The 25,834-nt window shown below is 74.4% G+C and carries 24 protein-coding genes and 1 pseudogene; 8 read left to right on the plus strand and 17 right to left on the minus strand.

All coding sequences use genetic code 11. From position 1 onward, the window contains the following. Window positions 1-12: 12 nt before the first annotated feature. From lhgO to hisN, 3 genes are all read right to left on the minus strand, one after another. Window positions 13-1,200: an L-2-hydroxyglutarate oxidase gene (gene lhgO / locus FXF65_RS19675; RefSeq protein ID WP_187412399.1), complete on the minus strand. Its 1,188-nt coding sequence runs from the start codon at window positions 1,198-1,200 to the stop codon at window positions 13-15. 45 nt (window positions 1,201-1,245) lie between these two features. Continuing rightward, window positions 1,246-1,437 carry a hypothetical protein gene (locus FXF65_RS19680; protein WP_148351416.1) on the minus strand — a complete coding sequence of 64 codons (192 nt, stop codon included), beginning with the start codon at window positions 1,435-1,437 and terminating at the stop codon, window positions 1,246-1,248. Between the two features lie 169 nt (window positions 1,438-1,606). After that, entirely contained in the window at window positions 1,607-2,410 is an 804-nt protein-coding gene (gene hisN / locus FXF65_RS19685) for a histidinol-phosphatase (protein ID WP_148351417.1), read from the minus strand. A gap of 133 nt (window positions 2,411-2,543) precedes the next feature. Between hisN and FXF65_RS19690 the strand changes: the two genes are divergently transcribed. Next, window positions 2,544-3,395: a hypothetical protein gene (locus tag FXF65_RS19690; RefSeq protein WP_148351418.1), complete on the plus strand. Its 852-nt coding sequence runs from the start codon at window positions 2,544-2,546 to the stop codon at window positions 3,393-3,395. On the opposite strand, the gene FXF65_RS19695 is transcribed toward FXF65_RS19690, so the two are convergent. The 7 genes from FXF65_RS19695 to FXF65_RS19725 form a co-directional block, all read right to left on the minus strand. Further along, on the minus strand, window positions 3,392-4,903 hold the full coding sequence (locus FXF65_RS19695; protein ID WP_148351419.1) for an FAD-binding oxidoreductase: 1,512 nt from the start codon (window positions 4,901-4,903) through the stop codon (window positions 3,392-3,394). The two genes, FXF65_RS19690 and FXF65_RS19695, sit on opposite strands and share 4 nt — an antisense overlap. A 25-nt stretch (window positions 4,904-4,928) precedes the next feature. Further along, the gene (locus FXF65_RS19700; RefSeq protein ID WP_148351420.1) at window positions 4,929-6,470 is read right to left on the minus strand and encodes a serine/threonine-protein kinase; all 1,542 of its coding nucleotides are present in this window, start codon (window positions 6,468-6,470) and stop codon (window positions 4,929-4,931) included. A gap of 51 nt (window positions 6,471-6,521) precedes the next feature. Further along, window positions 6,522-7,574, minus strand: a complete 1,053-nt coding sequence (gene rsgA / locus FXF65_RS19705; RefSeq protein ID WP_148351600.1) for a ribosome small subunit-dependent GTPase A — start codon at window positions 7,572-7,574, stop codon at window positions 6,522-6,524. Window positions 7,575-7,591: 17 nt separating this feature from the next. Further along, on the minus strand, window positions 7,592-8,866 hold the full coding sequence (gene aroA / locus FXF65_RS19710; RefSeq protein ID WP_148351421.1) for a 3-phosphoshikimate 1-carboxyvinyltransferase: 1,275 nt from the start codon (window positions 8,864-8,866) through the stop codon (window positions 7,592-7,594). A gap of 54 nt (window positions 8,867-8,920) precedes the next feature. Further along, window positions 8,921-9,631, minus strand: a complete 711-nt coding sequence (locus tag FXF65_RS19715; RefSeq protein ID WP_148351422.1) for an anti-sigma factor family protein — start codon at window positions 9,629-9,631, stop codon at window positions 8,921-8,923. Beyond that, on the minus strand, window positions 9,628-10,233 hold the full coding sequence (locus FXF65_RS19720; protein WP_148351423.1) for a sigma-70 family RNA polymerase sigma factor: 606 nt from the start codon (window positions 10,231-10,233) through the stop codon (window positions 9,628-9,630). Before FXF65_RS19720 ends, FXF65_RS19715 begins: the two co-directional genes overlap by 4 nt. 164 nt (window positions 10,234-10,397) lie before the next feature. Beyond that, window positions 10,398-11,228, minus strand: coding sequence for a DoxX family membrane protein (locus tag FXF65_RS19725; RefSeq protein WP_148351424.1), 831 nt, complete (start codon window positions 11,226-11,228; stop codon window positions 10,398-10,400). 52 nt (window positions 11,229-11,280) lie between these two features. On the opposite strand from FXF65_RS19725, the gene FXF65_RS19730 reads away from it, so the two are divergent. Next, window positions 11,281-12,078 (plus strand): SOS response-associated peptidase, encoded by a 798-nt coding sequence (locus tag FXF65_RS19730; RefSeq protein ID WP_187412400.1) that lies wholly within the window; start codon window positions 11,281-11,283, stop codon window positions 12,076-12,078. 178 nt (window positions 12,079-12,256) lie between these two features. On the opposite strand, the gene FXF65_RS19735 is transcribed toward FXF65_RS19730, so the two are convergent. Next, the gene (locus FXF65_RS19735; RefSeq protein WP_148351425.1) at window positions 12,257-13,027 is read right to left on the minus strand and encodes a class I SAM-dependent methyltransferase; all 771 of its coding nucleotides are present in this window, start codon (window positions 13,025-13,027) and stop codon (window positions 12,257-12,259) included. 367 nt (window positions 13,028-13,394) lie between these two features. Here FXF65_RS19735 and FXF65_RS19740 point away from each other — a divergent pair, with 367 nt between their 5' ends. From FXF65_RS19740 to FXF65_RS45345, 5 genes are all read left to right on the plus strand, one after another. After that, window positions 13,395-13,991: a sigma-70 family RNA polymerase sigma factor gene (locus tag FXF65_RS19740; RefSeq protein WP_187412417.1), complete on the plus strand. Its 597-nt coding sequence runs from the start codon at window positions 13,395-13,397 to the stop codon at window positions 13,989-13,991. Between the two features lie 8 nt (window positions 13,992-13,999). Next, the gene (rsrA, locus tag FXF65_RS19745) at window positions 14,000-14,296 is read left to right on the plus strand and encodes a mycothiol system anti-sigma-R factor (protein ID WP_148351426.1); all 297 of its coding nucleotides are present in this window, start codon (window positions 14,000-14,002) and stop codon (window positions 14,294-14,296) included. A 37-nt stretch (window positions 14,297-14,333) separates the two neighbouring features. After that, a complete protein-coding gene (locus FXF65_RS19750) occupies window positions 14,334-15,254 on the plus strand; it encodes an NAD-dependent epimerase/dehydratase family protein (RefSeq protein WP_148351427.1) in 921 nt (306 codons plus the stop codon). A 520-nt stretch (window positions 15,255-15,774) separates the two neighbouring features. Then, window positions 15,775-17,187 carry an HD-GYP domain-containing protein gene (locus tag FXF65_RS19755; protein ID WP_148351428.1) on the plus strand — a complete coding sequence of 471 codons (1,413 nt, stop codon included), beginning with the start codon at window positions 15,775-15,777 and terminating at the stop codon, window positions 17,185-17,187. 9 nt (window positions 17,188-17,196) lie between these two features. Beyond that, complete coding sequence (locus FXF65_RS45345) at window positions 17,197-18,546, plus strand: HD-GYP domain-containing protein (RefSeq protein ID WP_148351429.1); 1,350 nt, start codon at window positions 17,197-17,199, stop codon at window positions 18,544-18,546. A 14-nt stretch (window positions 18,547-18,560) separates the two neighbouring features. Here FXF65_RS45345 and FXF65_RS19765 read toward each other — a convergent pair. Beyond that, a pseudogene (locus tag FXF65_RS19765) lies at window positions 18,561-20,291 on the minus strand (bifunctional copper resistance protein CopD/cytochrome c oxidase assembly protein); the annotation flags it as partial. 156 nt (window positions 20,292-20,447) lie between these two features. Between FXF65_RS19765 and FXF65_RS19770 the strand changes: the two are divergent. Continuing rightward, complete coding sequence (locus FXF65_RS19770) at window positions 20,448-21,878, plus strand: SPFH domain-containing protein (protein WP_148351431.1); 1,431 nt, start codon at window positions 20,448-20,450, stop codon at window positions 21,876-21,878. Here FXF65_RS19770 and FXF65_RS19775 read toward each other — a convergent pair. The 5 genes from FXF65_RS19775 to FXF65_RS19795 are packed head-to-tail and all read right to left on the minus strand — an operon-like array spanning window position 21,856 to window position 25,801. Then, window positions 21,856-23,061, minus strand: a complete 1,206-nt coding sequence (locus tag FXF65_RS19775) for a cytochrome P450 family protein (protein ID WP_148351432.1) — start codon at window positions 23,059-23,061, stop codon at window positions 21,856-21,858. The two genes, FXF65_RS19770 and FXF65_RS19775, sit on opposite strands and share 23 nt — an antisense overlap. Beyond that, window positions 23,058-23,657 carry a GTP-binding protein gene (locus tag FXF65_RS19780; protein WP_148351433.1) on the minus strand — a complete coding sequence of 200 codons (600 nt, stop codon included), beginning with the start codon at window positions 23,655-23,657 and terminating at the stop codon, window positions 23,058-23,060. Before FXF65_RS19780 ends, FXF65_RS19775 begins: the two co-directional genes overlap by 4 nt. Continuing rightward, complete coding sequence (locus FXF65_RS19785) at window positions 23,635-24,039, minus strand: DUF742 domain-containing protein (RefSeq protein ID WP_148351434.1); 405 nt, start codon at window positions 24,037-24,039, stop codon at window positions 23,635-23,637. Before FXF65_RS19785 ends, FXF65_RS19780 begins: the two co-directional genes overlap by 23 nt. Continuing rightward, entirely contained in the window at window positions 24,036-24,467 is a 432-nt protein-coding gene (locus tag FXF65_RS19790) for a roadblock/LC7 domain-containing protein (protein ID WP_246198946.1), read from the minus strand. The genes FXF65_RS19785 and FXF65_RS19790 overlap by 4 nt, the downstream gene beginning before the upstream one ends. Further along, window positions 24,464-25,801, minus strand: coding sequence for an ATP-binding protein (locus tag FXF65_RS19795; protein ID WP_187412401.1), 1,338 nt, complete (start codon window positions 25,799-25,801; stop codon window positions 24,464-24,466). The genes FXF65_RS19790 and FXF65_RS19795 overlap by 4 nt, the downstream gene beginning before the upstream one ends. Between the last annotated feature and the right edge of the window lie 33 nt (window positions 25,802-25,834).

A 25,834-nucleotide genomic window follows, 5' to 3' on the forward strand; every position in this document is an offset into this window, starting at 1 on the left:
CGAGCTACTCGGCTAGAGGCTCGCGACGACGTGCTCGGCGATGGCGAGCGCGGACGTCGCCGCCGGGGACGGGGCGTTCCGGACGGTCGTGACCGGCCCGACACGGCCGAGGCGGAAGTCGTCGACGAGCGAGCCGTCCGCGTCCACCGCCTGCGCGCGGACCCCGGCGGGCGCGGGCACGACGTCGGCCGCGGTCAGCTCCGGGACGAACCCGCGCGCCTGCGCGACGAACGCCCGCTTCACCGCCGAGCCGTACAGCTCCCGCGCGCCCGTCCGCCAGTGCTCGCGGGCGAGGCGCCGGAAACCGGGCCAGCGGAGGGTCTCCCACACGTCCGCCGGGCGGACGTCGCGCCACCGGTACCCCTCCCTGGCCAGGGCCAGGACGGCGTTGGGGCCGACGTCCACGCCGCCGTCCACGCGGCGCGTGAAGTGGACGCCGAGGAACGGGTAGCGCGGGTCGGGCACCGGGTAGATCAGGCCGCGGACGAGATCCGTGCGGGACGGCGCCAGCCGGTAGTACTCGCCGCGGAACGGGACGATCGCGGGCGCACGCGCGTCGCCCGCCAGCCGCGCCACCCGGTCGGACTGCAACCCGGCGCACACCACCAGCCGGTCGAACACCAGCTCCGCGCCGGGCGAGGCGACGGTGACGCGGTCCCCGGCCCGGCCCAGCCGGACGACCTCGAAGCCGAGCCTGACCTCGCCGCCGCCGTCCGCCACGTCGCGGGCGAACGCGCGGGCCACCGCCGGGAAGTCGACGATCGCGGTCGTCGGGGAGTGGAGCGCCGCGATCCCGGCCGCGTGGGGCTCGATCTCGCGCAGCCCGGCGCCGGTCAGCCGCCGCAGCCCGGGGACGCCGTTGGCGAGCGCGCGGCGCTCGATCTCGTCCAGGGCGGCGAGCTCCGCCGCGTCGCGGGCCACGACGACCTTGCCGCACTCCTCGTAGGGCAGGTTCCGGTCTTCGCAATATTCCTTGAGGAGGCCGACGCCGCGCCTGCACAGCGTCGCCTTCAGCGAGCCGGGCGCGTAGTAGAGGCCCGCGTGCGCGACGCCGCTGTTGCGGCCCGTCTGGTGGGCCGCGACGCGGTCCTCCTTGTCGAGGACGGTGACCGTCGCGTCCGGGCGCGTCTCCGCCAGGCGGCGCGCGACCGCCAGCCCGAGGATGCCCGCGCCCACCACCCCGACCCGCACGTCCGCCACGTGCCGAACCCTAGCGGGACGGTCCCGCCGGGCCGCCGGGGCGGGTCAGCTCCCGAGGCGCTTGCGCCCCTGCGCGCGGACGCGCCTGCGCTGCGACGGGTCGAGCATCATGTACCCGACGACGGGCAGCGCCACGATGCCGAGGACGATCAGCAGGCCGATCAGCGGACCGAGGATCTTGAGCGCGATGATCGAGACCACCACGCCGCCGACGACGTAGACGACTTTCTTTCCCATTCCCGACACCTCCGAGGCTGCTAACGGGAAAACGCCTGCCGGCGGACGGTGGTTCCGCGGCGCCGGTCGCAATCCACGATATATCTCGTATGGCCGAGTGGGCACTCCCCGCCTCCGACCTGCGGTGAGACGCGGTCGGACGCGCCTCGCGGCCGGCCCCGCCCCATGATCAGATGCGGAGGGTGAGCTGGCCGCCGCCGAGCGTGCGCAGGACCTCCGCGTGCAGCTTGCCGTTCGTGCAGACGACGCTGCCGCCGTCCGGCCCCGGCGCCCCGGACAGGTCGGTGAACATCCCGCCCGCCTCCTCCACGATGACCTGCAGCGCGGCGAGGTCCCACAGCGAGACCTCCGGCTCGGCGGAGATGTCGACCGCGCCCTCCGCGACCATCATGTGGGACCAGAAGTCGCCGAACGCGCGCGTCCGCCACACCTCGCGGGTCAGGTCGATGAACCGGGGGAGGCGGCCCTCCTCCTCCCAGCCGCTCAGGCTGGAGAACGACAGCGAGGCGTCCGCCAGGTCGGACACCGCGGAGACGTTCATCCGGGTGGCGCGGGTCAGGCTGCGGCCCGTCCAGGCGCCGCCGCCGCGCGCCGCCCACCAGCGCCGGTTCAGCGCGGGCGCGGACACCACCCCGACGACGATCTGGTCGTTCTCCATCAGCGCGATCAGCGTCGCCCACACCGGCACGCCGCGGACGAAGTTCTTCGTCGCGTCGATCGGGTCGATGATCCAGCAGCGGTTGCCGTAGCCGGTCTTGCCGAACTCCTCGCCGAGCACCGCGTCCCGTGGGCGGGCGCGCTTCAGCGTGCCGCGGATCTGCTCCTCGACGCTGCGGTCGGCGTCGCTGACCGGGGTCAGGTCCGGCTTCGTCTCGATGTCGAGATCGAGGGCGCGGAAACGCCTTGTCGTGATGTCGTCGGCTCCGTCCGCCAGCACATGCGCGAGACGAAGGTCATCGGAATAGCCCGCCACGGCGAGCACGCTACCCTGCTCACGCCGAGACCAGACACACTTACCCGGCCGATCCGGCGTTTCGGTCGGACCTTCGGGGGCGCGCCGGGGCGTTGCGGACCGGTTCCCCGGACGTTGGTGGCAGCATGGGCGCATGCCGCACGACCTTCCCGCGTGGGTGGCCGAGCTGACCGACCCCCGCCGGGCCGAGACGCTCGACCAGCTCGCCGACCGCCTCGTCCCCCTGGCCGAGCACGCCATCGACGTGTCCCGGCGGCTGCAGGCGCAGCTCAACGAGCTCAACGACCCGTTCAAGCGCGAGGCGCTCTACGGGCGCGTGGAGCGGCTCAAGGCCCGGGTCGGCGAGGCCCTCGACGAGATCACGGCGGAGATCGCCGCGTCCGGGGAGGAGCGCATCGCGCGGATCGTGGCCGACTGGGCGGGCCGCGCCGCCCCGGGCGACCGCGGCGCCCGCGAGCGCGAGCTGCGGCGGCGGCTCGACCTCGCCGTCGTCCCCGACCTGTCGGAGCGGCAGCGGGACGTCGCCGAGCGGGTCGCCGAGCGCACCTCCACCGCGCTTGAGGAGGCGACGCGGCTGCTGCTGAACCGGGTCGAGGAACTCGCCCGCGCGGTCACCGACCTCGTCCACGACGTGCTGCCGCTGGCCCGCGAGGGGCTGGCGCTCGCGAGCCGGATCTCCACGCTGTCCGGCTCCGCGCGGAAGGCGGGCCGCGGGCCGGTCCCGGCCGAGCTGAGGGACGCGGGCGAGGCCACGTCCCGGGCGTTCGACGAGGCCGTCGCCCGGCTCGAACTGGAGTGGGCGGCGCTCGGGGCGCGGTCGGCGTCCGTCCGGGCGGCGCTGCGCGGCGCGGAGGAGAGCGCTTTCAGCAGCGTCACCGAGGAGATGACCCGCTGCGTGGAGGAGCTCGCGCCCGGGCACGTCAAGGCTCTCAACGAGGCCGAGGCCAGGGCGCGCCGCCTGTTCGAGGAGCCCTCCAAGGGCTAGGACGGCGGCTGGACGGCCTGGGGGAAGCGGAAGAGCTTCTCCGGGTCGTAGGCGGCCTTCACCTTGCGGAGCCGGTCGACGTTCGGGCCGTAGTAGGCGCGGGCCCAGTCCTTGAGGTCGGGGTCGATGTAGTTCACGTAGGCGGCGCCGCCCAAGTAGGGCTCCATGGCGGCGTGGGTGGCGCGGAGCCAGGCGGCGTCCGGCGCGAGGTACTGGACGGCGAACAGCCCCTTGCGGTGCGGGAACGCGGTGTCGCCCGGCCCTACGCGGGAGATCGCGCCGCCCATGGCGTCCATTAACAGCGACCGGTCCCGGACGCCGTTGCCCTGGACGAACCGGTCGAGCAGGGCGCTGACGGCGTCGTCGGGCAGCGGCTTGTAGGCGATGTGCGACTTCCCGGCGTAGTCGGTGCGGGGAAAGGCTCCGGCGGGGCTCTGCCCGGGAAGGGCGCCCTGCTGGTGGCACTGCTCGACGGACTGGCCGGAGCATCCGCCCAGGAACTTCATCGCGTCCATGTAGGGACGGCTCCGCGCGCTGGACGACACCGGTTCGGCCCCGATCGCCGCCGTGAGCCGGGCGACGTGGCCGTCCGCGCCGGCGAGGGCGACGCCCGCGACCTCGACGCTCGGCGTGCCCTGGCCCGGCTCGGTGTCGAGGTGGAGGGTCGTCCACACGTCGTCGGGCGCGGACGGCGCCCACCGCTGCCAGCCGCGGATCACCTCGGCGGCGCGCGTCCAGGGCCAGCGCAGGCTGAACGGCGTGACGTCGCCCACCTCGTGCGTGCGGAACGTGAACGCCACCGCGACGCCGAAGTTGCCGCCGCCCCCGCCCCGGCACGCCCAGAACAGGTCGGGGTTCCGCTTCGCGTCGCAGGTCAGGACGCGCCCGTCGGCGGTCACGACCTGGACCGACTCCAGCACGTCGCAGGACAGCCCGTACGCGCGGGACGTCACGCCGAGCCCGCCGCCGAGCGTCAGCCCCGCGACGCCGACCGTGGGGCAGGTGCCCGCCGGGACGCCGACGCCGTCGGCGGCGAGCGTCCCGTACAGGTCGATCAGCCGGGTGCCCGCGCCGACGACCGCGCGTCCGCCGTCGCGCCGGACCGCGTCCATCGGCGATACGTCGATGACGAGGCCCGTCCCCGTCGACCAGCCCGCGTAGCTGTGCCCGCCGCAGCGGACCGCGACCGGCATGCGCTGGAGGGTCGCGAACGCGATGCACTCGGACACGTCCTGCGGCGTCTCGCAGTACGCGATCCCCGCCGGCCGTATGCGGTCGTAGCGGGGGATGTAGAGCCGCCGCGCCTGCGCGTACGCCGCGTCGGACGGGCGGACGAGCCTGCCGTCCAGGCCGCGCTGCAACGCCGCCCAGTCGGCGGGACCGGTCGGACGCGGCGCGGCGTAGGGGGAGCGGCCGGGCTTCCCGGACGCCGTCCCGCCGGAGCACCCGGCGGCCGCCGCCGTCATGGCGCCGAGGGCCGCCGCCTTCAGCACCGAACGCCGATCCATGCGCGCCTTCCAGGGGGTCGGGAGGTCAGGACGTGCTCTGCAACGTGTCGAGGAACGTCTCCAAGTACGGGACGCCCTGGTCCCAGTGGTCCCGGTCGGCGGCCATGATGGCCTGGTACAGGGCGCCGTCGAACCGGAACACCCGAACCCGGCAGCGGGCCGGGATGCCGTTCTGGGTGAACGCGAACTGCACCTCGGCCGCGTTCTGCCCCTTGTAGGGCACGTTCCGGTCGAAGCTCTCCTGTTTGAAGTCGGGATAGTCCCCGCTGGACTTCATCTTCCCGACCGCGTCGGACAGGCCGTCGCCCGGATCGCCGAAGGCCGCGACGCGCTGGATGGCGATCCCGCGCTTCACGCCCTGGGTCTGGTCGGTGAAGGTCGCGTCGTCCCCTTCGGTCTCGGTCTTCCATCCCTGCGGGACGGCCGCGGTGAACGCCGACCCGCGGAACAGCGTGTATCCGGCGGGGGCGGCCGTGCCCGTTCCCGTGGACGACGCCGTCACGGGCGGCGAGGAGCGCGTGTTGCCCGCCCGGTCGCGGTCGTCGCCGTTCCTGGTGAACACCAGTACGGCGACGACGGCGACGACGAGTGCGACCGCGAAGATCCCCGCCGGGACCAGCAGAGCCCACGGCGGCCGCCGCACCGGACCGGGCGCGGGACCGACCGGAGGCCCGGCCGGGGGCAGCGTCGGCGACGGCGGCAGCGTCACGTTGTGCGGCGGGACGGGCGGCGGGAACGCGGCGGCCACCGCGCCCGGAGCCGCCTGGTAGGCCGCCTGGTGGAGGAGCCGTCCGGCCTCGTCGGGGCTCAGCCGCTCGCCGGGGTCCTTGCGCAGCAGCCCGTGCAGGACGGGCGTGAGCGGCCCCGCGAGCCGCACCGGGTCCGGATCGTCGGACAGGACGGCGGCCATCACGCCCCACACGTCCGGCCGCTGGTACGGCGGACGTCCCTCCACGGCCGCGTACAGCGTCGCGCCCAGCGACCACAGGTCCGACGCCGGGGTGGCCTTCTGGTGGCGCGCCTGCTCGGGCGCCAGGTAGGCGGGCGACCCGACGATGGCGCCCGCCTGGGTGAGGGTCTCGTCGCCCGCCACGGTCGCGATGCCGAAGTCGGTCAGGACGGCCCGTTCCGCCGTGAGCAGCACGTTGCCGGGCTTGACGTCGCGGTGGACGACCCCGGCCGCGTGCGCGGCGCGCAGCGCGTCGAGCAGGTCGAGGCCGATCGCCGCGACCCGTCCCGGCGGCAGCGGGCCCTCCCGCGCGATGACCTTGTCGAGCCCGTCGGCCCGGACGAGCTGCATCACGATCCAGGGACGGCCGTCCTCCTCGACGACGTCGTGCACCGTCACGATGCCGGGGTGGTCGAGCCGCGCGGCGGACCGCGCCTCCCGGAACGTCCGCGCGTAGGTGCGCGCGACCTGCGCCTCGTCCAGGCCGGGCGGCAGCGACACCTCCTTGATCGCCACCTCGCGGTCGAGCGTGCGGTCGCGGGCCCGCCAGACGGCGCCCATCCCGCCGCGCCCGAGCACCTCCACCAGCTCGTAGCGCGCTGCGATCGTCTGCGGCATACACGTGACCTTACCGACCCGAGCCGGGCGCGGTCCCGGACTCCCGGTCGGCTACTCGGCGTCGCCCTCGCGGCTCGCCAGCAGCCGCCGCAAGGAGTCGAGGCGCGCCTGGCTCGCGTGGCCCTCGGCGACCCACCCGTCCAGCCCGCAGCTCTGCCCCGCCTCGCTGGGGGGGCGACCCCCCAGACCCCCCGGCTCCTTCGGGAGGTGGTCGCACAGCGGCGGGCAGCGTTCGGCAGCACCCTCCGCCAGGTCGTCGAAGGCGTTGATCACGTTCTCGGGTTCGACGTGCGCCAGCCCGAAGCTCCGCACGCCGGGCGTGTCGATGATCCAGCCGTCCCCGCCGGGCAGCTCCAGCGCGATCGCGGACGACGAGGTGTGCCGCCCCCGCCCGGTGACCGCGTTGACGTGGCTGACGGCGCGCTCCGCGTCCGGGACGAGGGCGTTCACCAGCGTCGACTTGCCGACGCCCGAGTGCCCGACGAGGACGCTCGTCCGCCCGGCGAGGTGGGCGCGCAGCGCGTCCAGGTCGCCGCCGCGGCTCGTCACCACGTACCGGACGCCGAGCGGTGCGTACTCGGAGATCAGCGCCTCCGGGTCGGCGAGGTCGGCCTTGGTGAGGCACAGCAGCGGCTCCATGCCCGCGTCGTAGGCGGCGACGAGCTGCCGGTCGATCATCCGGGGCCGCGGCTCCGGGTCGGCCAGCGCGGTCACGATCACGAGCTGGTCGGCGTTCGCGACGACGATCCGCTCGAACGGGTCGGTGTCGTCGGCGGTGCGGCGCAGCGACGACGTCCGCGGCTCGACCCGGACGATGCGGGCCAGCGTGTCCGCGTCGCCGGACACGTCCCCGACGAGCGCGACCCGGTCGCCGACGACGACGCCCTTGCGGCCGAGCTCGCGGGCGCGCATGGCGGTGACGCCGCGCTCGTCGCCCGTGCCCGGGTCGGCGAGGCAGCGGTAGCGGCCCCGGTCGACGGCGGTGACGAAGCCGGGCGTCGCGTCGTCGTGCGCCGGACGGCGGCGGGTGCGCGGCCGCGACCCGCGCCGCCCGGGTCGCACCCGGACGTCGTCCTCGTCGTAGTCCTGCGTTCGTCGTGCCAGCGGTCCGTCCCCTGCTCTCAGGCGGGCGCCGTCATGGACGCCCACAGGTCGGTGAAGTTCGGAAGAGTCTTGCCCACGGTGCCCGGGTTCTCCACATCGACGCCGGGAACGGCCAGTCCGAGCACGGCCGCCGCCATCACCAGCCGGTGGTCGTCGTAGGTGTGGAACACGCCGCCGCGCAGCGGGCGCGGGCGGATCTCCAGGCCGTCGGGCAGCTCGACGGCGTCGCCGCCGAGCCCGTTGATCTCGTTGACGAGGGCCGCGAGCCGGTCGGTCTCGTGGCCGCGCAGGTGCGCGACGCCCGTCAGCCGGGACGGCGACCCGGCGAGCGCCGCGAGCGCGGCGAGCACCGGGGTCAGCTCGCCGACCTCGTGGAGGTCGGCGTCCAGGCCGTGGAACTCGCCGGTGCCGCGGACGGTCAGCCCGGCCGGGCCGAGGGACACCTCCGCGCCCATCTCGGCGAGCAGGCCGCGGAGCGCGTCGCCCGGCTGCGTCGTGCCGGACGGCCAGCCCGGCACCGTGACGCGCCCGCCCGTGACCAGCGCGGCGCCGAGGAACGGCGCCGCGTTCGACAGGTCGGGCTCGATGGCCCGTTCGCCGCCGCGCAGCGGCCCCGGCGCGACGCGCCAGACGTTCTCCTCGGTCTCGACGGCGGCGCCCGCGTCCCGCAGCATCCGGACCGTCATCTCCAGATGCGGCGCGGACGGCACCGGCGGCCCCTCGTGCCTGACCTCGACGCCCTTCTCGAAACGCGGCGCGGCGAGCAGCAGCCCCGACACGAGCTGCGACGACCCCGAGGCGTCGATCACGACCTCGCCGCCGTTCACCGAGCCAGTCCCGCGCACGGTGAACGGGAGCGCGCCGCGCCCGCCGTCGTCGACCGCCGCGCCGAGCGCCCGCAGCGCCGTGATGATCGGGCCCATCGGACGCTCCCGCGCGCGCGGGTCGCCGTCCACGGCCACCTCGCCGGACGCCAGCGCGGCGACCGGCGGGATGAAGCGCATGACCGTCCCGGCGAGACCGGCGTCCACCCGGGCCGGGCCGCGCAGCTCGCCCGGCGTCACCCGCCAGTCGTCGGCCCCGTCGTCGGCCACGTCGGCGCCGAGCGCGCGGAGGGCGTCCGCCATCAGGACGGTGTCGCGGCTGCGCAGCGGCCGCGTGATCAGGGACGGCTCCGCGGCGAGCGCGGCCAGGATCAGCGCCCGGTTCGTCATCGACTTCGACCCGGGGATCGCCACGGCGGCGTCCACCGGGCCGGCGGCGACCGGCGCTGACCAATGCGGAGAGGGCATGACCCAAGGTTATCGGGCCCGGCGCGGCGCGGGCCGTCATGATCAGTGCGGGTTTCAGACCGGGATGGTGAGGAGCGTGCCACCGGTGTCGAGCCGCACCTCGAAGTGGCTGATCTGCTGGCGGCCGAGGGCCGTCCCGCCCTGCATGACGAGCGGCTTCGGCTGCTCGGGCACCCCGTACCCCTCGTTCGGGACGCGCCACCCGGCAACGACGCTGCGCGTGCCGTCCTTCGAGACCGCTTCGAGCTGGCACCGCAGCGGCCCGCGGATGCCGCCGAGCTGGAAGTTGACCTGCGTTCCCCAGCCCTTGTCGACCAGGCCGACCGTGCCGGTCGCGCCCGTCGCCGGGTTCTTCCCGGTGAACTTCTGGCCGGTGATCGCCTGGGTGGGCGCGGGGTTCGGCGAGGTGCCGCCGTCGTCCAGCGCCGTCCCGACGCCGATGCCCGCCGCCAGCGCCGCCGCCGCGGCGGCCGTGCCGATCGCGGTCGCGACGCGCCGGGACCGCCGGTCGGCCTTCCGCCTGCGCCGCATCATGTCGATCACCGGCGCCGGAGCCGACGCGCCCGGCGCGGGGGACGGCTCGGCCGCCCGCTCGGCGGTCGCGCCGAAGGCGGAGAGGATCCCGGCCGTGCCCGACATCTCGTCCAGTTCGCCCTGGCACGCCGCGCACCCGCGCAGGTGCTCCTCGAAGGCCAGCCGGTCGCCGTCGTCGAGGAGGCCCAGCGCGTACGCGCCGACGTCAGTGTGCTCGACCTGCGGACTCATGAGGTCACCCCCCTCTCCTCCAGCGCGACGCGCAGCGCGCGCAGCGCGTAGTAGACGCGGGACTTGACCGTCCCCACCGGGATGCCGAGGTGCTCGGCCGCCTGGTTCACCGTCCGGTCGCGGAGCACCGTCTCGGTCAGCGCCTGCCGGTGCGCCGGGGAGAGCGACTCCAGCGCCTCCGCCACCACGACCTTGCGCAGCAGCGCGTCCAACTCGTCCGCCATCGGCAGGTTCTCCAGTGGGCCGTCGCCGACCTCCGGCGGCCGGACCTCGCGCTGCCGCCGGTTGTCGATCACGATACGCCGGGAGACCGTGGCCAGCCAGGGCATCAGCGAGGACGTGCGGTCGTCGAGCCGGTCCGCGTTGCGCCATGCCCGGATCATGGTCTCCTGCACCACGTCCTCGGCCCACGGGCGGTCACCGCCGGTCAGCCGGAGGACGAACGCGAGGAGCGGCCGATGGTACTCGCGGTACAGCTCGGCGGCGACCTCCTCGTCGCGCTCCTCGTCCCGCGCGGCCGAGGGCGGCCGCGCGGCGCCGGGGCGGCGGAGCAGGCTCCGCAGCCCGCCGGTCTGGCGACCGGTCGATCCGGGAAGTGCCATGGCCGGGGCGCTCCGTGGTGATGGGTGGCGTGCTGGTGGTCGGCGAACGTCACCTGGAAGTACGGGACCGCGCCACCCGGCGGTTCAACCGATTTGAGACTCCTTTAAGGTTCTCTTCGGGTTCACGGGCTCCACGGGCGCCGAGGACCACGCCGCGCGACGGGTCAGTGCTTCACGGCCTGCTTGATCTTCCCCGCCTGGACGGCCGTCCCCGCCTTCACCGTCCGGCCCGCCTTCACCGCCTTCGCGGCCTGCGCCGCCGTCCCGGCCTTGACGGTCCGCCCGGCGCGCGTCGCCCGGCTCGGCTTCGCGGGCCGGACGATCCGGAACGCGCCGCCCGCGCCCTTCAGCGCGCCGCCCGCCGCGCCGCTCACCGCGAGGCCGCCCGCCTTCCCGGCCTTGAGCACGCCGCTCGCCCTGCCGCTGGTCCTCGCGCCCTTGCTCCTGGCCTCGGCGCGTGCCGTGCGCACCTGCCGGGACGCCTCGCGGCGCGCGTCCCGCAGCGTGAGCGCGGCCTCCTTGCGCATCAGCTTCGCCTCGGCGCCGCTCTTGATCCGCTGCTCGCGCAGCTGCCGCCGCAGCTCGGCCCGGCGCGGCACGTGGCCCCGCTCGGACGCCGCCAGCAGCAGCGCGCCGAGCAGCCCCGCGTTCTTCAGCAGGTGGGACCGCTCGTCCGCGCGGCGCGCGGGGTCGTCCTCGGTCCAGTAGTGGTGCTCGGTGGCGAGCGCGGGGACGAGCTGCGCGGCGAGCAGCAGCGTCGTCAGCCGGGGGAACCGCCCGGTCAGCAGGAGGGCGCCGGTGCCGAGGCTCACCGCGCCCTGGATGCGGACGAGGGTCTCGGGGTCCTTGGGGAGCCGGTCGAAGCGGTCCGCGACCGGCTTGACCATGGGGCCGACCCGCTCGGCGCGCTCACGCGGATCCCGGAGGGCGTCCAGGCCGGTCACGATGAAAGGGGCCGCCACCAGGGGGCGGGCCAGAGTGGTGAAGGGTCGCATGACCCGCTACATGCCCAGCGGACCGTCGCTCAAGCGCGGCAGGATGGGAGCCATGTGCGGACGATACGCCACCACCCGCGCGCGTCAGGAGCTGCTGGACGAGTTCCAGGTGCAGCTCGACGCCGCCGACGGGGACATCCGGCCCGACTACAACGTCGCGCCCACCAAGCAGGTCCCGGTCGTGCTCGACCGGCGCCCGAAGGACGCGCCCGAGGAGGAGGCCGCCGTCCGGCAGCTCCGCACGGTGCGCTGGGGGCTCGTCCCGTCCTGGGCGAAGGACCTGTCGATCGGCTCCCGCATGATCAACGCGCGGGTCGAGACGGTGCACGAGAAGCCGTCGTACCGGCGCGCGTTCGCGCGGCGGCGCTGCCTGCTGCCCGCCGACGGCTACTTCGAGTGGTACGTCCTGGAGGGCCAGGACGACACGCCCGACCCGGCCGGCGGCGAGAAGAAGGCCAAGAAGCGCAAGCCGCAGAAGCAGCCGTTCTTCATCCGACCGAAGGACGGCGCCGTCATGGCGATGGCCGGGCTCTACGAGCTGTGGAAGTCGCCCGAGGACGAATGGGTCTGGACCTGCACGGTGATCACCACCGACGCGCCCGACGACCTCGGCCGCATCCACGACCGGATGCCGATGGTCGTCGAGCCCGACCGCTGGGACGCCTGGCTCGACCCGGAGCTCACCGACACCGAGACGGTGCGCGGCCTCCTCGTCCCGGCGATGGCCGGGACAATGGACGCCTATCCGGTGTCCAAGGCGGTCAACAGCGTGAAAAACAACGGGCCCGAACTCATAGCGCCGGAGGAGTCCGGGGACGGCTCGGGCGGCCATTCCGACGGCCTGTTCTGACCGCCGTCGCCGCCGCGGCGGGCGGGCCCCCGCCCCGCCATTGCCGCAATCACCTCCCGCGCGAGTCCGCGCCATCGCCTGTACGGCTCAGGCCCGCCTTCGACTTGACCTGGCGCGCAATGCGCTGGATCGCTCCAGTGCCATTCCCGGGCCCATCGACTCACGCCGGAACGCCGCGTCAGCGGGGGCGGACGGCGCTCGCCAGCAGGTGGATGCCGAGCGACTCGTCCGGGTCGGGCGCGTTCAGCTCGGTCCGGACGAGCCGCGCCAGGGCGCCCGGCGACTCGGCGAGGACGTGCTCGACCGTCGACGGCGACAGCACCGTCCTGGGCCTGACCCACTCGACCTCCAGCCCGGCGTCCGCGAGCAGCTCGCGGAGCTGGTGGGCGGAGAACGAGCGGGTGATCGTCCCGTCCGGCCAGGGGACGAGGACGACCTCCGCGCTCGGCACGTCCGACAGGTGCGCCCAGTAGTTGCGCTCGGCGAGCAGCGCCATCCCGAGGGTGAGCGAGTCGACGCAGAGCAGGACGCGCCCGCCGGGCCGCAGCACCCGCGCGATCTCCGCCACCGTGGCCTCGGTCGCCAGGTGCCGGGACAGCACCCGGTTCTCGGCGATCACCGCGTCCACGGCGCCGTCGGCGAGGAAGGAGAGCGTGCCGCTCTCCCCGACGACCGGGACCACGGTCCCCTTCGGCGCCCGCCCCGCCGGACGGGCCTGGTCCCCGGCCGCGCCCGGGTCGCGGACTTCGAGGACGCTGTGCCCGGCCGCGGCGGCCGCGGCCGCGCAGCGACCCCCGGACACGTCCAGCACCCGGGACGGTCTTCGCGGCAGCCAGCGCGTCAGCTGGGCGGCCGCGACGGCCCAGTAGAACGTCCAGTAGCGCGCCAGGGAGTCCCCGGAGACGTCGCGCAGGCTGGCGATGGTGGGCTCGGAAGGTCGCGCCGGCACCGGTAGCAACGCTTTGCTCCTGTTCTCGCCATATATGTCAGTTCTTTCCCCGTTAAGGTGCGGGCATCACCCTCCGTGCAGGACGGGGTGGAAACATCCGGTTCCGTCCCGCAGGCGGGCGCGCGGACGGGGAATCCGCGGCGGCGTCACGGTGTTGCACCGTCTCACAACCCCTGTTCGACGGAGGTGCGCACCGATGACCACGGCCGTGGCCGACCAGGAGCGGTTCGCCGGGACCGCGCCGCGCGGCGCCGCGCGGGCACCCGCCCGCGTGGGAGGGCCCCGCGGACCGATACCCTCTGTGGGATACGACGCCGGCGGCCCGCCGAAGAACTCGACGAAGGCCGGGGGCGCCACAGCCGAGGGGGTGGGTCAGGTACAGGGCACCACGGAGACCGTGGAGCAGCGCCAGGAGCGGTTCCAGCGCGACGTGCTCCCGTTCTTGGACCAGCTTTATTCGGCCGCGCTGAGGATGACGCGCAACCCGGCCGACGCCGAGGACCTCGTCCAGGAGACCTTCGCCAAGGCGTTCGCGTCCTTCCACCAGTTCAAGGAGGGCACGAACCTCAAGGCGTGGCTCTACCGAATCCTGACCAACACGTTCATCAACTCCTACCGCAAGAAGCAGCGCCAGCCGCAGCAGGCCGCCACCGACGACATCGAGGACTGGCAGATCGCCCGCGCCGAGTCGCACACGTCCAGCGGGCTGAAGTCCGCCGAGGCGGAGGCGCTGGAGCACCTGCCCGACTCCGACGTCAAGCGGGCGCTGCAGGAGCTGCCGGAGGAGTTCCGCATCGCCGTCTACCTCGCCGACGTCGAGGGGTTCGCCTACAAGGAGATCGCGGAGATCATGGGCACGCCCATCGGCACCGTGATGTCCCGGCTGCACCGCGGCCGGCGGCAGCTGCGAGGCATGTTGGAGGATTACGCCGAGGATCGCGGGCTTACCCGTGCGAAAGGGTGAGTGAAGCCATGAGCTGTGGCAATCACCACGAGACCCCCTGTGACGAGGTGCTGGCGCGGGTCTACACCTATCTCGACGGCGAGCTCGACCAGGGCGGCTGCGGCGAGGTGCGCCAGCACCTGGACGAGTGCGGCCCCTGCCTGCGCGAGTACGGCCTCGAAGAGGCGGTCAAGAAGCTCGTGAACAAGTCCTGCGCCTGCGAGCAGGCGCCGACCGACCTGCGCGCCAAGGTGCTCGGCCGCATCGAGGAGATCTGCGGCGAGATCAAGGCGACCGGCGGCGCCGAAAAGTCCGGAAGCGCCTGAGCGCCCGTATCGTTCAAGCGCCGGTATCGTTCAGCGGGTGCTCGCACTCGTCACCGGCGCGGCCGGGTTCATCGGTTCCCATCTCGTTGACCGGCTGCTCGCGGACGGCCACGAGGTCATCGGCGTGGACGACCTCTCGTCGGGCGCGAACGTCCAGCCCGGGGTGGAGCTGTGGGAGATGGACGTCGCCGACCCCTCGCTCGTCGAGAAGGCCGCCGTGCGGCGGCCCGAGGTGATCTGCCACCTGGCCGCGCAGGTCAGCGTCCGGGTGAGCGTGGCCGACCCGCTGCGCGACGCCCGGACGAACGTGGTCGGCACGGCGAACGTCCTGGAGGCGGCCCGCGCGGCGGGCTCCCGCAAGGTCGTGTTCACCTCGAGCTGCGCGGTGTACGGGGTGCCGGACGCGCTGCCCGTCCCGCCGGACGCGGAGCTGCGGCCCGCGTCCCCGTACGCGGCGTCGAAGGTCTCCGGCGAGGTGTACGCGGAGATGTACCGCGCCCTGCACCGCGTCGACTTCACGACGCTGACGCTGGCGAACGTGTACGGGCCGCGGCAGACGCCGGAGGGCGAGGCGGGCGTCATCTCGATCTTCACGGACGCGCTGCTGGCCGGCCGTCCGACCCGGGTGTACGGCGACGGCACGCAGACCCGCGACTACGTGTACGTCCTGGACGTGGTCGACGCGTTCGCCCGCGCGGCGGGGGAGCGGGGCGGCGGCCTGCGGCTGAACGTGGGCACCGGCGCCGAGACCACCGACCGCGAGCTGCACTCCCTCGTCGCCGCCGCGGCGGGCGCCCCGGACGACCCGGAGTTCGCGCCGCCCCGGCTCGGCGACCTGCCCGCGATGGCCGTCGACCCGGCGGCGACCGGCGACGCGCTCGGCTGGGAGCCGCGGGTGGCGCTGCCGGAGGGGCTCGCCGCCACCGTCGCCTGGGCGCGCGACCGCGCCGCCCCCTGACCCTCGCCGAATGGTGTGACGTCGGTGTTTTGCCTCCCATTTATCGAGGCCCCGCGCGCCCCATTTCGAGTGCACGTGCATTCAGGTGTGCATTCAGTCGTGCATTCTGTCGTGCAGCTCGTTTGCGCGGACACGTTAAGTGCATTCCGGAGGGACAATTGATCACCTAAGGTGACGATTGGTTCACGCTTTGCTCACGTTTTCCCGCATGCCTGTGTGACCTCGGCACCGCGCGTTAGGCTTGGGCCGAAATCAGCGACGGGAGCACGTGCGCCACCGCGAATTCGGGGTATGTGCTCGCCCGGGCGGGCCGCTCCCCGATGGCCGGCCCGTGACCGGACGGATCGGAACCGCGGGGGGAGGCAGGAGAGCCATGCTCAAGCGCGTGACACCGGCGGGAGACCGCCCACACGCCTCGGCGGCGTCGCTGATGATGCCCGAGGGCGTGTCCTGGGTCTAGGTGCCGACAGGCACGCGGAGCCCGGCGGCGGCCCGCCATTCGTCATCCCGAGGGGCGGCAATGCGTGGACTACCTCTCGCTGCCTGGGCGTACGTCTGCGGTGTGGTCGCGCTCGCGGCCGGACTCATCGCGACGTCGTCCTTCGCCGAGATCGACTGGTTCGTGCTGGCGGTGCTGGCGGTGCTCTTCCTCGTCTGCGACTCCGCGCCGGCGCGGCTGAACCTCGCGCGGGCGAGGGTCTCGATGAGCTTCGCCGCGAGCCTCGCCTCGGTGGTGCTGCTCGGCCCGGCGGGCGCGGCCCTGCTCGGGTTCTGCGCCGTCGTCACCGGGCAGCGGTTCTTCGCCCCGGTCAAGCGGCTCTTCAACGGCGCGCAGCTCGCGCTCAGCGGCTTCGTCGCCGGGACGGTCTTCGACCTGCTCGGCGGCGACGGCTTCGACGCCGAGCAGCCCCGCTGGGTGGAGGGCGTCATCGGCCCGTTCCTCGGCGCGCTCGTCACGTTCGTCGTGGTCAACCTGACGCTGATGGCAGGCGTCCTGCTGCTCAGCAGGCAGGCCGCGCCGCGCGAACTGCTGCACGAGTCCGGGCAGCTCGCGTTCGGCTGCCTCGGCTACGGCATGGTCGGCCTGCTGATCGCCGGGCTGTGGCCGGGCGTCGGGCCGTTCGCGGCGGTGCTCGTCCTGCTGCCGCTGTTCATCGCGCGCTGGGCGATGGACCAGGCGTACGCGCAGCAGCAGGCGCACGCCGCGACGCTCGCCGCGCTGTGCCAGGCCGTCGAGACCAAGGACTACTACACCCGCGGCCACTCCGAGCGCGTCTCCCGCGGCTCGGTGATGATCGCGACGGAGATCGGGATGCGCGCCGACCGGGTCGAGGCGATCCGCTACGCCGGGATGCTCCACGACGTCGGCAAGCTCGGCGTCCCGACCAAGGTGCTGCAGAAGAACGGGCCCATGACGGAGGAGGAGTTCGCCGCGATCCAGTTGCACCCGATGCGCGGGCTGGAGATCGTCCGCGAGATCGGGTTCCTGGACGAGGCGCTCGCCGGGATCATGCACCACCACGAGAAGATGGACGGCCGCGGCTACCCGATGGGCCTCGCGGGCGACGAGATCCCCGAGTTCGCCCGGGTGATCGCCGTCGCGGACGCGTTCGACTCGATGACGTCCACCCGGTCCTACCGGCCCGCCCGCAGCGTGTCCGACGCGGTGGCGGAGCTGCGCCGCTGCATGGGCGACCACTTCGACCCGGTGATGGTCGAGGCGTTCCTGCGGGCGCTGGAGCGCGACCCGTGGACGCCGCCCGACCCGGTCGTCCTGCCGGACGACGACGTCGTCGAGACCACCCAGCAGGACCACGACGACCCGAGCGCGCCCCTGCGCGTCGCGGGCGACCCCGCCAATGACCCGGCAAAAGACCCGGCCGGTGATCCGGCGGGCGACGGGGTGCGCCCCGGCGACGGGGCACGGCGGTGATCGCGCGCCATGGCGGCTGACACGGCAGGGGAGCGGCGGGCCGCCGGGGAGCGGGCCGCCTGGCAGACGATCGACTCCGGTCAGCTCCTGCTGATCGCGACCGCCGGGCTGTTCGTGATCGTGGCGATCGCGCAGGTCGCGGCGGCCGGGCTGCGGCAGCCGAACGTCGCGATCATCTTCGGTGTGCTGATCGCGCTCGGCGAGCTGTTCCGCCTGGTGATGCCGGGCAACCGGGAGGTCGCGCCGATCGCGGCGGCGGGCGCGATGGGCTACGCGCTGCTCGTCGGCGTCGGCCCGGAGGGCGCCCCGCCGGACGCGCCGCTCGGCGTCGTCCCGGCCGACCACTCGGCGCTGCAGGTCGTCGCGGTCACCGCGGTCGGCATGCTGGTCGGCTCGCTGCCGCACGTCGCGGTCGGCCGGATGCCGCGCCCGGACGCGATGGCCCGCCGCCTGTTCAACGTCGCGGTCGTCGCGCTGTGCTTCCGCCCGGTGCTGTCGCTCGACCTGCCCTGGCAGGCGGTGCTCGCGGTGATGGGCCTCGTCGTGGTCGGGTCCTGCTTCACCGACGTGCTGATCGCGGCGATGATCCGGGCGGAGGCCGTCCGGGCCAGGTTCGGCATCGCGCTGCGGGACGAGATCGACGCCAAGCTCGCGCTGTGCGCGGCGACCAGCGCGACCGCGATGCTGATCGCGGTCGCGACGACCGCGATGGGCGAGGCCGCGCTGCTGGTCTTCACGGTGCCGATCCTCGTGACGCAGTTCGCGTTCCGCCGCTACGCGGGCATCCGCGCGACCTACCTCCAGACGGTGCGGGCGCTGTCGCGGGTCACCGAGGTCGGCGGCTACGTCGAGACCGGGCACTCGCGGCGGGTGTCGCAGCTCGCCGTCGCGATGGGACGCGAGCTCGGCATGTCCGAGGAGGAGCTGCTCGAACTGGAGTACGCGGCGCTCATGCACGACATCGGGCAGCTGTCGCTCGGCGACCCGATCCCGGGCGGGGCGACGGTGCTGGCGTCCCCGGCCGAGCAGCGCCGGATCGCGGAGCTGGGCGCCGAGGTCATCAAGCAGACCGGCGTGCTGGACCGGGTGGCCCACATCGTCCAGCTCTCGTCCCACCCGTACCGGACGGGGCCGGAGCCCGCCGGTGACTCCGCGGACGCGGCCCGGCCCATCCCGCCGCCGCTCGCCGGGCGCATCATCAAGGTCGCGAACGCCTACGACGACCTGGTCGGCGACTCGTCCGACCGCGACCGGGGGGCGGCCGTGCTGGAGCGGCTGAGGCTCGACTCCGCCGCCGAGTACGACCCGACCGTGGTGGAGGCGCTCAGCCGGGTCGTCGACCGGCGGCCCCGCCAGTAGGCGCGCCGCCAGTGGCGGCGCTGCGCCTCCGCGACGGCGAGGGTGACGGCGGCGGACAGCGTCCAGAGGAGGAGCGCGCCGAGGCGCTGGTCGTGCAGGGGCGGCGGGCCCCAGCGGCGGCCGAGGTCCTCGTACCAGCCGCCGAGCACGGCGCCGTCCCGCAGGAGCGCGATCCCGGCGACCGCGTGCAGCGGCAGGACGGCGAACGGCATCAGCGTCCCGGCCGTCCCGTGGAAGTACGCGAGCCCGACGACGAGGAACAGCGCCAGCGCGAGCGAGTGCAGCGCGTGGTTGGCGAGCGACGCGCCGAAGAACGGCGACACGTACCACCCGTAGAGGGTCAGCGGGAGCAGCGCGGACGCGGTGATCGGGTGGGCGAGCGCCCGCACCGCCCGGCTGCCCGCCGCCTCGGCGAGGAGCCGCGCGTTGTCGCCGCGCAGGGCCCGCGACGCCAGCCGCTGCGGCGCGCCGTACAGGAGCAGCGGCGGGGCGACCACCCCGACGAGCACGTGCTGGACGGCGTGCGCGCTGAACAGCACCATGCTGTACCGGGACAGCCCGCCGCAGGTCGCGAACAGGACGACCAGCAGGCCCGCCGTCCAGGACGCGGTGCGCCGCCACGGCCAGTCGCGGACGCGCGCGAGGCCCGTCCCGTAGAGCACGGCCCCGGCCGCGATCAGCACGGCGAAGAGCGGGTCGGGCCACCAGTCGAGCAGGTACGGGCGGACGCCGGGCGGGCCGGGCAGCGGGAAGCCGAGCCGCAGCGCGACGACGTCGAGCGTGCCGGGCGCGTTCTCCGGCGGCGGCGTCCTGGACAGCCCGGTCGCGAGCGCCATCGTCGCCGCCATGACGAGGATCTCGGCGGCGGCGAGCCGGACGAATCCGCGCGGGCCCCGGCCGTCCCGCAGCGCGGGGAGGGAGGCGCGCCGGTGCCACCAGCCGAACGCGCCGAGCACGGCGAGCGCCACGGCCTTGGCGACGACGAGCGTCCCGTACCGCGACCCGAGGTGGAGCCCGCCGAGTCGCACCCAGGCGTTCACCGCGCCGCTCGCCCCGACGACGAGGAACGACCCGAGCGCGAGCGAGCTGTACCGGCCCGCGACCTCCGCGAGCCGGACGTCCGGCGCGACGGTGACGAGCGCGACGAGCCCGCCGATCCACAGCGCGACGCCGCCGACGTGGGCGATCAGGCTGTAGACGGCGAGCGTGTGGTTCGAGGCGTTCGCCGCGTGGCCGGTGAGCAGCGGCGGGAGGAGCCCGGCGAGCGCGCCGACCAGCAGGTATCCGGCGGCGCGCGGTGCGCCGGGCAGGCTCGCCGCGACGGCCAGCGCGACGGCGATCGCGAGGACGAGCAGCAGCGCCCGGCCCTGCGGCAGCTCGACGAGGAACGTCCGCATCATGCCGCCGGTGAGGTCGGCCGGGCCCGTCCCGAACAGGTCGAGGACGGTGAACACGATCAGCGCCAGCGTGCACAGCGCCCAGAGCAGCGCGGTCGCCGACGCGCCCCGCAGGCACCGCCGGACGACCGGCGACGGCTCCCGGACGAACACCGCCGCGACCAGCAGCCACCCGACCGTCAGCACCGCCGCCGCGTTCCCGCCGAGCTCGGCCACCGACAGCCCGGCCTTGGTCAGCGCCCCGGACTGCGACAGCCCCGGCGTCGCCGACGCGCTGAACGCCCCGCCGACCCGCACCACCACCGCGAGGACGACCAGCGCGAGCGCCGCGGCGCCGATGGCGAGCATGGTCCGATCGGTCACCGGAGCCGGAGCCGGAGCCGGAGCCGCGGCCGTGGGCGCGGGGCGCTCGTGCGTCGTCACGGCCGGACATACGCATAAGGCCGACCGAAAGGTTCAGGCCGCATTAAGGTACCGCCAACCGATCAAGCGGTGAGGAGCGGGATGAACGCCCCTGATCAAGGCAGCAACACGTATCTGGAGAAGGTCGTCGCGCAGCAGGCGGAGCTGGAGGGCGACCTCAGGGCGAGGCGCTCGTCCTCGGCCCCGCCGCCGTTGGCGCCGGGCGCCGTCCCGCCGCCGCCCGGTCCGCTCGCCAAGCGCGACCGCGCCCTCGGCGGCGGCGCCCCGGCAGGGGAACGTTCCGCGCCCGGCCCGGTGGACGTCCGAATCAGCGGGTTCTGGCGGTGGAGGAACGTGCTCGTCCCGCCGAACGCGTTCGTCGTCCACACGCGGCGCGGCCGGGACGAGCCGCTGCACATCGGGCTCGGCGTGTCGTTCCGGTTCAACCCGTCCACGGACTCGTTCCTCGTGGTGCCGGGCGCGACGCAGACGATCCTGATCAACGCCTACTGCATCTGCCGGGAGCTGCAGGGCGTGCTCGTCCAGGGCTACGTCCAGTGGATCGTCCAGGACTTCGGGACCGCCTACCGCAAGCTCGACTTCGGCGACGCCGACGACCCGATGCGCCTGGTCAACCTCCAGTTGCGCGAGCAGGCGGAGGCCGCGATCAAGGACAAGGTCGCGACGATGGGCGTCCGGGACGTCCTCAGCGACAAGCAGCCGATCATCGAGGAGCTGACCGCCCGGCTGCGCGGCGTCGCCGAGGGGCAGGAGGGCGACGAGGGGCTCGGGCTCCGGATCGTCACCGTGCAGATCAAGGAGGCGGTGGTCAGCTCGTCCCGGCTCTGGGAGAACCTGCAGAAGCCGTACCGGGCCGAGCAGGGGCAGATCGCGCGGCTCGCGGAGCTGGAGGCGGCGGAGGCGGTCGCGCAGCGCGAGATGGCCGCCGCGCGGATCAAGGAGACGCAGCGGCTCGAACACGAGCGGGAGCTCGCCGAGCTGCGCGCCCGCAACGAGTCGCGGCTGTTCGACACGGAGGCGGCGGAGAAGCTGCGCCGGACGAAGCGCGAGCACGACGACACCCGCGAGGTCGCCGAGCTGCAGACCGAGACGACGCGGCACGCGCTGCTGATGGAGCGGGAGCGGCACGCCGAGGAGGCCGAGACGGGACGGCTGCGCATCGAGCGCGACCACGAGCTGGCCCGGCTCAGCGCCGAGGGCGAGGCCGCCGTCGCCGAGCTGCGCGCCCGGTCCCGGCACGAGCAGGAGCTGCTCGACCTGGAGCGGGAGGGCGCCCGCGCCGCGCTGGAGAACGAGCGGACGCCCGCCGCGCTGCAGGCCCGGCTGATCACCGAGCTGCCGCACATCATGGCGCGGCTGCCGAAGCCGGACGAGCTGCGCACGATCACCGTCAACGGCGTCGACCAGACCAGCGCCGCCGGGCTGGTCACGCAGCTCGCCGCCGTCGTCGGGGCCCTGCGCGCCGCGGCCGGGGACTCCGCCGGGGACGCTAGCCCGCGGGCGGGAACCTGACGGGCAGCGCGGTCAGGGCCCGGTGGAACGGGCCCGGCCGCCACTCCAGCTCCTCGACCGGGACGGCGAGCTCCATCTCCGGCACCCGGTCGAGGAGCCGCTCGATGGCGACCGCCGCGATGAGCCGCGAGTGGCCCTTGGCCGGGCAGGAGTGCGGGCCGCCGCCGAAGGCGAGGTGCGCCCGGTTGCCCGTCCGGTCGCCGGACGCCCGCGACGGGTCGGTGTTCGCCGCGGTGTAGCCGATGATGACCGGCTCGTGAGCGGGCAGCCGGTGGCCGCGGAACTCGGTCTCCCGGCGGGGGAAGGTCGGGCCGCAGTTGGAGATCGGCGGGTCGGTCCAGAGGACCTCGTCCAGCGCGTCCTGGACGGGCAGCGTGCCGCCGGACAGCCCGCCGAAGAACCGGTCGTCCGACAGCAGCAGCCGCAGCCCGTTCGCGAGGAGCGAGTTCAGCGGCTCGGAGCCGGACGCGAAGAGCATCCCGATCTGGTTCGCGGTCTCGTCATCGTCGAGCGCGGCCGGGTGCCGGAGCATCCAGGACGTCACGTCCCGCCCCGGGTTCGCCTTCCGCAGCGCCACCAGCTCCTGGATCGCCTCCGAGAGCGTCGCGAGGGACGCCTCCGGGTCCGCGCCCTCGATGATCCCGGCCATGCCCCGCTCGTACCGGTCCGCGAGTTCGCGCGGGCAGCCGAGCATGTCGGACAGGACGAGCAGCGGCAGCGGCCGCGTGTACTGGTCGATCAGGTCGGCCTTGCCGTCGCCCGCGAACGCGTCGATGAGGGCGTCCGCGCTCGTCTCGACGTACCGGCGCAGCTCGGCCGGGTGGACGCGGCTCAGGCTGTCGACGATCGCCGACCGGAACCGCGCGTGCACGGGCCCGTTGGTGGCGAGCGCGTTCGGCCGGGCCATCAGGATCGGCAGCACCGGGCACTCCGGCCCGACCTCCTCCTCCCACTCGGCGCTGCCGCGCGGGAACCGGCCCGGGTCGCGCATGATCTCCAGCGCCGCGTCGTACCCGACGACCAGCGTCGCGGGGACGCCCGGCGCCAGCTCGACGGGCGCGAGCTCGCCGTGCGCCCGCGCCAGGTCGTAGACGTGGCCGGGGTCCCGCGTGAACTCCGGCCCGTACATCGGGATGCGCCCAGCGTCGTCGGCGGCGGTGTGCTCGGGGCTTTCCGCGGTCACTGCTTCTTCTCCCGGGTGGTGGTCACGAGGTGGTCGACGAGCGAGATCAGGGCCTCGGTGGACGACCTGCGGTCGCGGGCGTCGCAGTTGACGAGCGGCGTGCCGGGCGCGAGGTCGAGGGCCTCGCGGACCTCATCGTCCGGGAAGCCGGGCGAGCCGTCGAAGTGGTTCACGGCCACCGCGTACGGGAGGCCCTGCTTCTCGACGATGTCCATGACGGCGAACGACTGCTCCAGGCGTGCGGTGTCGACGAGCACGAGCGCGCCGAGGGCGCCGCGCGCGAGGTCGTCCCAGAGGCGGTTGAAGCGCTTCTGGCCCGGCGCGCCGAACAGGTAGAGGACGATCTCGTCGCTGAGGGTGAGGCGCCCGAAGTCGAGCGCGACCGTGGTGGTCGTCTTGTCCTTGATCCCCGCCAGGTCGTCGACCGTCGCGCCGGCCTGCGTCATCCGCTCCTCGGTGCGCAGCGGGCGGATCTCCGACAGCGTCCCGACGAACGTGGTCTTGCCCACCGCGAAGTGCCCGACGATGAGGATCTTGACGGACGTCCGTACGGTGTCGCGCAGGTAGGGCGTCTCAGAGACGAGCCCGGAGTCCATCGAGCACCTCCTGGAGGAGCGAGACCTGGGACGGCTGGACCGCGGCGGCGGGGGCGCCGGCGCGGGTGCTGACATGGCCGCTGTCCACCAGGTCGGACAGCAGCACCTTGGTGAGCCCGACGGGCAGGCTCAGATGACCGGAGATCTCCACGACCGACAGCGCGCCGCCGCGGCACAGCTGCACGATGCGGACCTTCTCCGGGCTGAGGCCGGTGAGCGGCGGGCCGGTCCCGGGTCTCGCGCCCGGCTCGGCCCGCCCCGGCGGATCGCCGGCGGCGATGACGAGGGTGACGAGGTCGAACACGTTGCGGGACGGATGCGCCCGCCCCCCGGTGACGACGTGCGGACGGACGAGCGCCCGCTCGTTCCGGCGCGGCGTCATCCGGGTCGGCCCGCCCCCGGCCGCGGCGGGCTCGTCATCTCCTTGCCGAGCCGCTGGACGAGCTCCTGCAGCCGGAACGACACGGACTCCATGTCCACGTGCTGCGTCGCGGACACGGCGAGGTACGCGCCCGGCCCGGCGGCGACGAGGAACACGTAGCCGTCGTCGAACTCGTTGACGGTCTGCCGCCACGTCGTGCCGGGGTCGCCGCAGAACTCGGCGGTGCTGCGGGCGAGCGACTGCAGGCCCGCCATGCCCGCGGCCTGCCGCTCCGCCTCGTCCCTGCTGATCCGCTCGGAGTGCGCCATGAGCAGGCCGTCCGCGGAGAGCAGGATCGCGTAGCGGGTCTCCGGCATGCGGAGCGCGTCGTCCAGCATCCAGCCGAGCCGGTTCGTACCGTCGTCCATCGCGCCGTTCCCCTCGTTCATCGCCGCTGCTCTCCGCCCGCCGTGCCGGGCCCCTCGTCGCCGGGGGCGCCCGCGCCGGGCGGCGTGCCGCCGCGGCCGGACCGCGTCCCCCGCTGCCAGGCGCCGAGGCCCTTCGCCGTCTCCCGCGCGGGCCGGGCGGGCGGCTCCGCCGCGTCCGCCCCGTCGGCGGGGGGCTCGGCGGCGGGGGGACGGTCGGCGACCGCGACGCGGCTCCGCTTCGGCAGGCCGCCCGCCGTGGACGCCGTGGCGGCCGCCTTGTCGCTCGCGGCGGCGGCGACCGTCTTCGGCGCCGGGCGCGGCGCGGCGGCGGGCGCCGGCTCCCGGTCGTCCGGGACGTTCGTGAGCAGCGCCGACGGCACGAACACGACGGCGCGCACGCCGCCGTAGGGGGAGCGGGAGTCGACCGACACCCGGAAGCCGTAGCGGGCGGCGAGCACCCCGGCCACGGCGAACCCGATCTGCGGCGGGTCGCCGAGCCGGTGGATGTCCACCGACGCCTCGCCGGACAGCAGCTCGGACGCGCGCTGCAGCTCGTCGGCGTCCATCGCGACGCCCGCGTCGTCGATCATGATGGCGACGCCGTTGTGCGTGGAGCGGAAGTTGACCTCGACGGTCGTGTCCGGACGGGAGTGGCGCGCGGCGTTGTCGAGCAGCTCGGCGAGCGCCAGCACGACGGGCTCGACGGCCCGGCTGGTCACCGCCGAGTTGAGTGCGCCCTCCAGGTTGACGCGCAGGTAGTCGCGGATGCGGGAGGTGCCGCCGCGCACCACGTCGGTCAGCGAGGACGCCGAGCGCTGCTGCCCCGGCCACGACCCGCACAGCACGGCGGTGGCCTGCGCGCGCCGTCCGAGCTGCGCGTTCATGTGGTCGATGCTGAGCAGGCCCGCCAGCACGTCCGGGTCGTCGTGCCGGTCCTGCATGGTGGAGATCGCGAGCTGCTGCTCGTTCGCCAGGCTCTGCACGGCGCGCATCATCGCCCGCAGCGTCGACTTCGCGGACTGGTCGGCGTGCTCCTTGACCTGCTCCGCCGACCCGGCGAACAGGTCCATCACGGTGCGCAGGGAGTGCGCGAAGGCGGGCGCCTCGCGGTCCACGTCGTGCAGCGGGCCGACGAAGCGCGCGCCCGGGTCGCCGAGCGACCGCACGAGCTCCGGCAGCCGGACGTCCGCGAGGTGCCGCAGCTCCCGGTCGCGCAGCTCGACGCCGCGGGCGAGGCCGGCGTTCTGCGCGCGCAGCAGGTCGGCGGCGCGGCGCTGCTGGACGAGCAGGACCGCGGTCGCGATCCCGGCGCCGGCCACGAGGACGAACGCCGTCGCGAAGAGGAAGGGCTCCATCAGATCCTCGGGTGCACACGAATGGGGCGAGGC

It is taken from the genome of Actinomadura syzygii (assembly GCF_008085905.1).
In the GTDB taxonomy this organism is placed as follows: Bacteria; Actinomycetota; Actinomycetes; order Streptosporangiales; family Streptosporangiaceae; genus Spirillospora; species Spirillospora syzygii.

Coding starts and splice junctions, on each gene's coding strand:
- FXF65_RS45345 (WP_148351429.1), top strand. CDS start 17,197: ATGGCGGCTGACACGGCAGGGGAGCGGCGGGCCGCCGGGGAGCGGGCC.
- FXF65_RS19690 (WP_148351418.1), top strand. CDS start 2,544: ATGCCGCACGACCTTCCCGCGTGGGTGGCCGAGCTGACCGACCCCCGC.
- rsrA (WP_148351426.1), top strand. CDS start 14,000: ATGAGCTGTGGCAATCACCACGAGACCCCCTGTGACGAGGTGCTGGCG.
- FXF65_RS19730 (WP_187412400.1), top strand. CDS start 11,281: ATGTGCGGACGATACGCCACCACCCGCGCGCGTCAGGAGCTGCTGGAC.
- FXF65_RS19715 (WP_148351422.1), bottom strand. CDS start 9,631: ATGAGTCCGCAGGTCGAGCACACTGACGTCGGCGCGTACGCGCTGGGC.
- aroA (WP_148351421.1), bottom strand. CDS start 8,866: ATGCCCTCTCCGCATTGGTCAGCGCCGGTCGCCGCCGGCCCGGTGGAC.
- FXF65_RS19790 (WP_246198946.1), bottom strand. CDS start 24,467: ATGAACGAGGGGAACGGCGCGATGGACGACGGTACGAACCGGCTCGGC.
- FXF65_RS19795 (WP_187412401.1), bottom strand. CDS start 25,801: ATGGAGCCCTTCCTCTTCGCGACGGCGTTCGTCCTCGTGGCCGGCGCC.
- FXF65_RS19700 (WP_148351420.1), bottom strand. CDS start 6,470: ATGCCGCAGACGATCGCAGCGCGCTACGAGCTGGTGGAGGTGCTCGGG.
- FXF65_RS19720 (WP_148351423.1), bottom strand. CDS start 10,233: ATGGCACTTCCCGGATCGACCGGTCGCCAGACCGGCGGGCTGCGGAGC.
- FXF65_RS19680 (WP_148351416.1), bottom strand. CDS start 1,437: ATGGGAAAGAAAGTCGTCTACGTCGTCGGCGGCGTGGTGGTCTCGATC.
- FXF65_RS19770 (WP_148351431.1), top strand. CDS start 20,448: ATGAACGCCCCTGATCAAGGCAGCAACACGTATCTGGAGAAGGTCGTC.
- FXF65_RS19755 (WP_148351428.1), top strand. CDS start 15,775: ATGCGTGGACTACCTCTCGCTGCCTGGGCGTACGTCTGCGGTGTGGTC.
- FXF65_RS19785 (WP_148351434.1), bottom strand. CDS start 24,039: ATGACGCCGCGCCGGAACGAGCGGGCGCTCGTCCGTCCGCACGTCGTC.
- FXF65_RS19695 (WP_148351419.1), bottom strand. CDS start 4,903: ATGGATCGGCGTTCGGTGCTGAAGGCGGCGGCCCTCGGCGCCATGACG.
- FXF65_RS19780 (WP_148351433.1), bottom strand. CDS start 23,657: ATGGACTCCGGGCTCGTCTCTGAGACGCCCTACCTGCGCGACACCGTA.
- FXF65_RS19725 (WP_148351424.1), bottom strand. CDS start 11,228: ATGCGACCCTTCACCACTCTGGCCCGCCCCCTGGTGGCGGCCCCTTTC.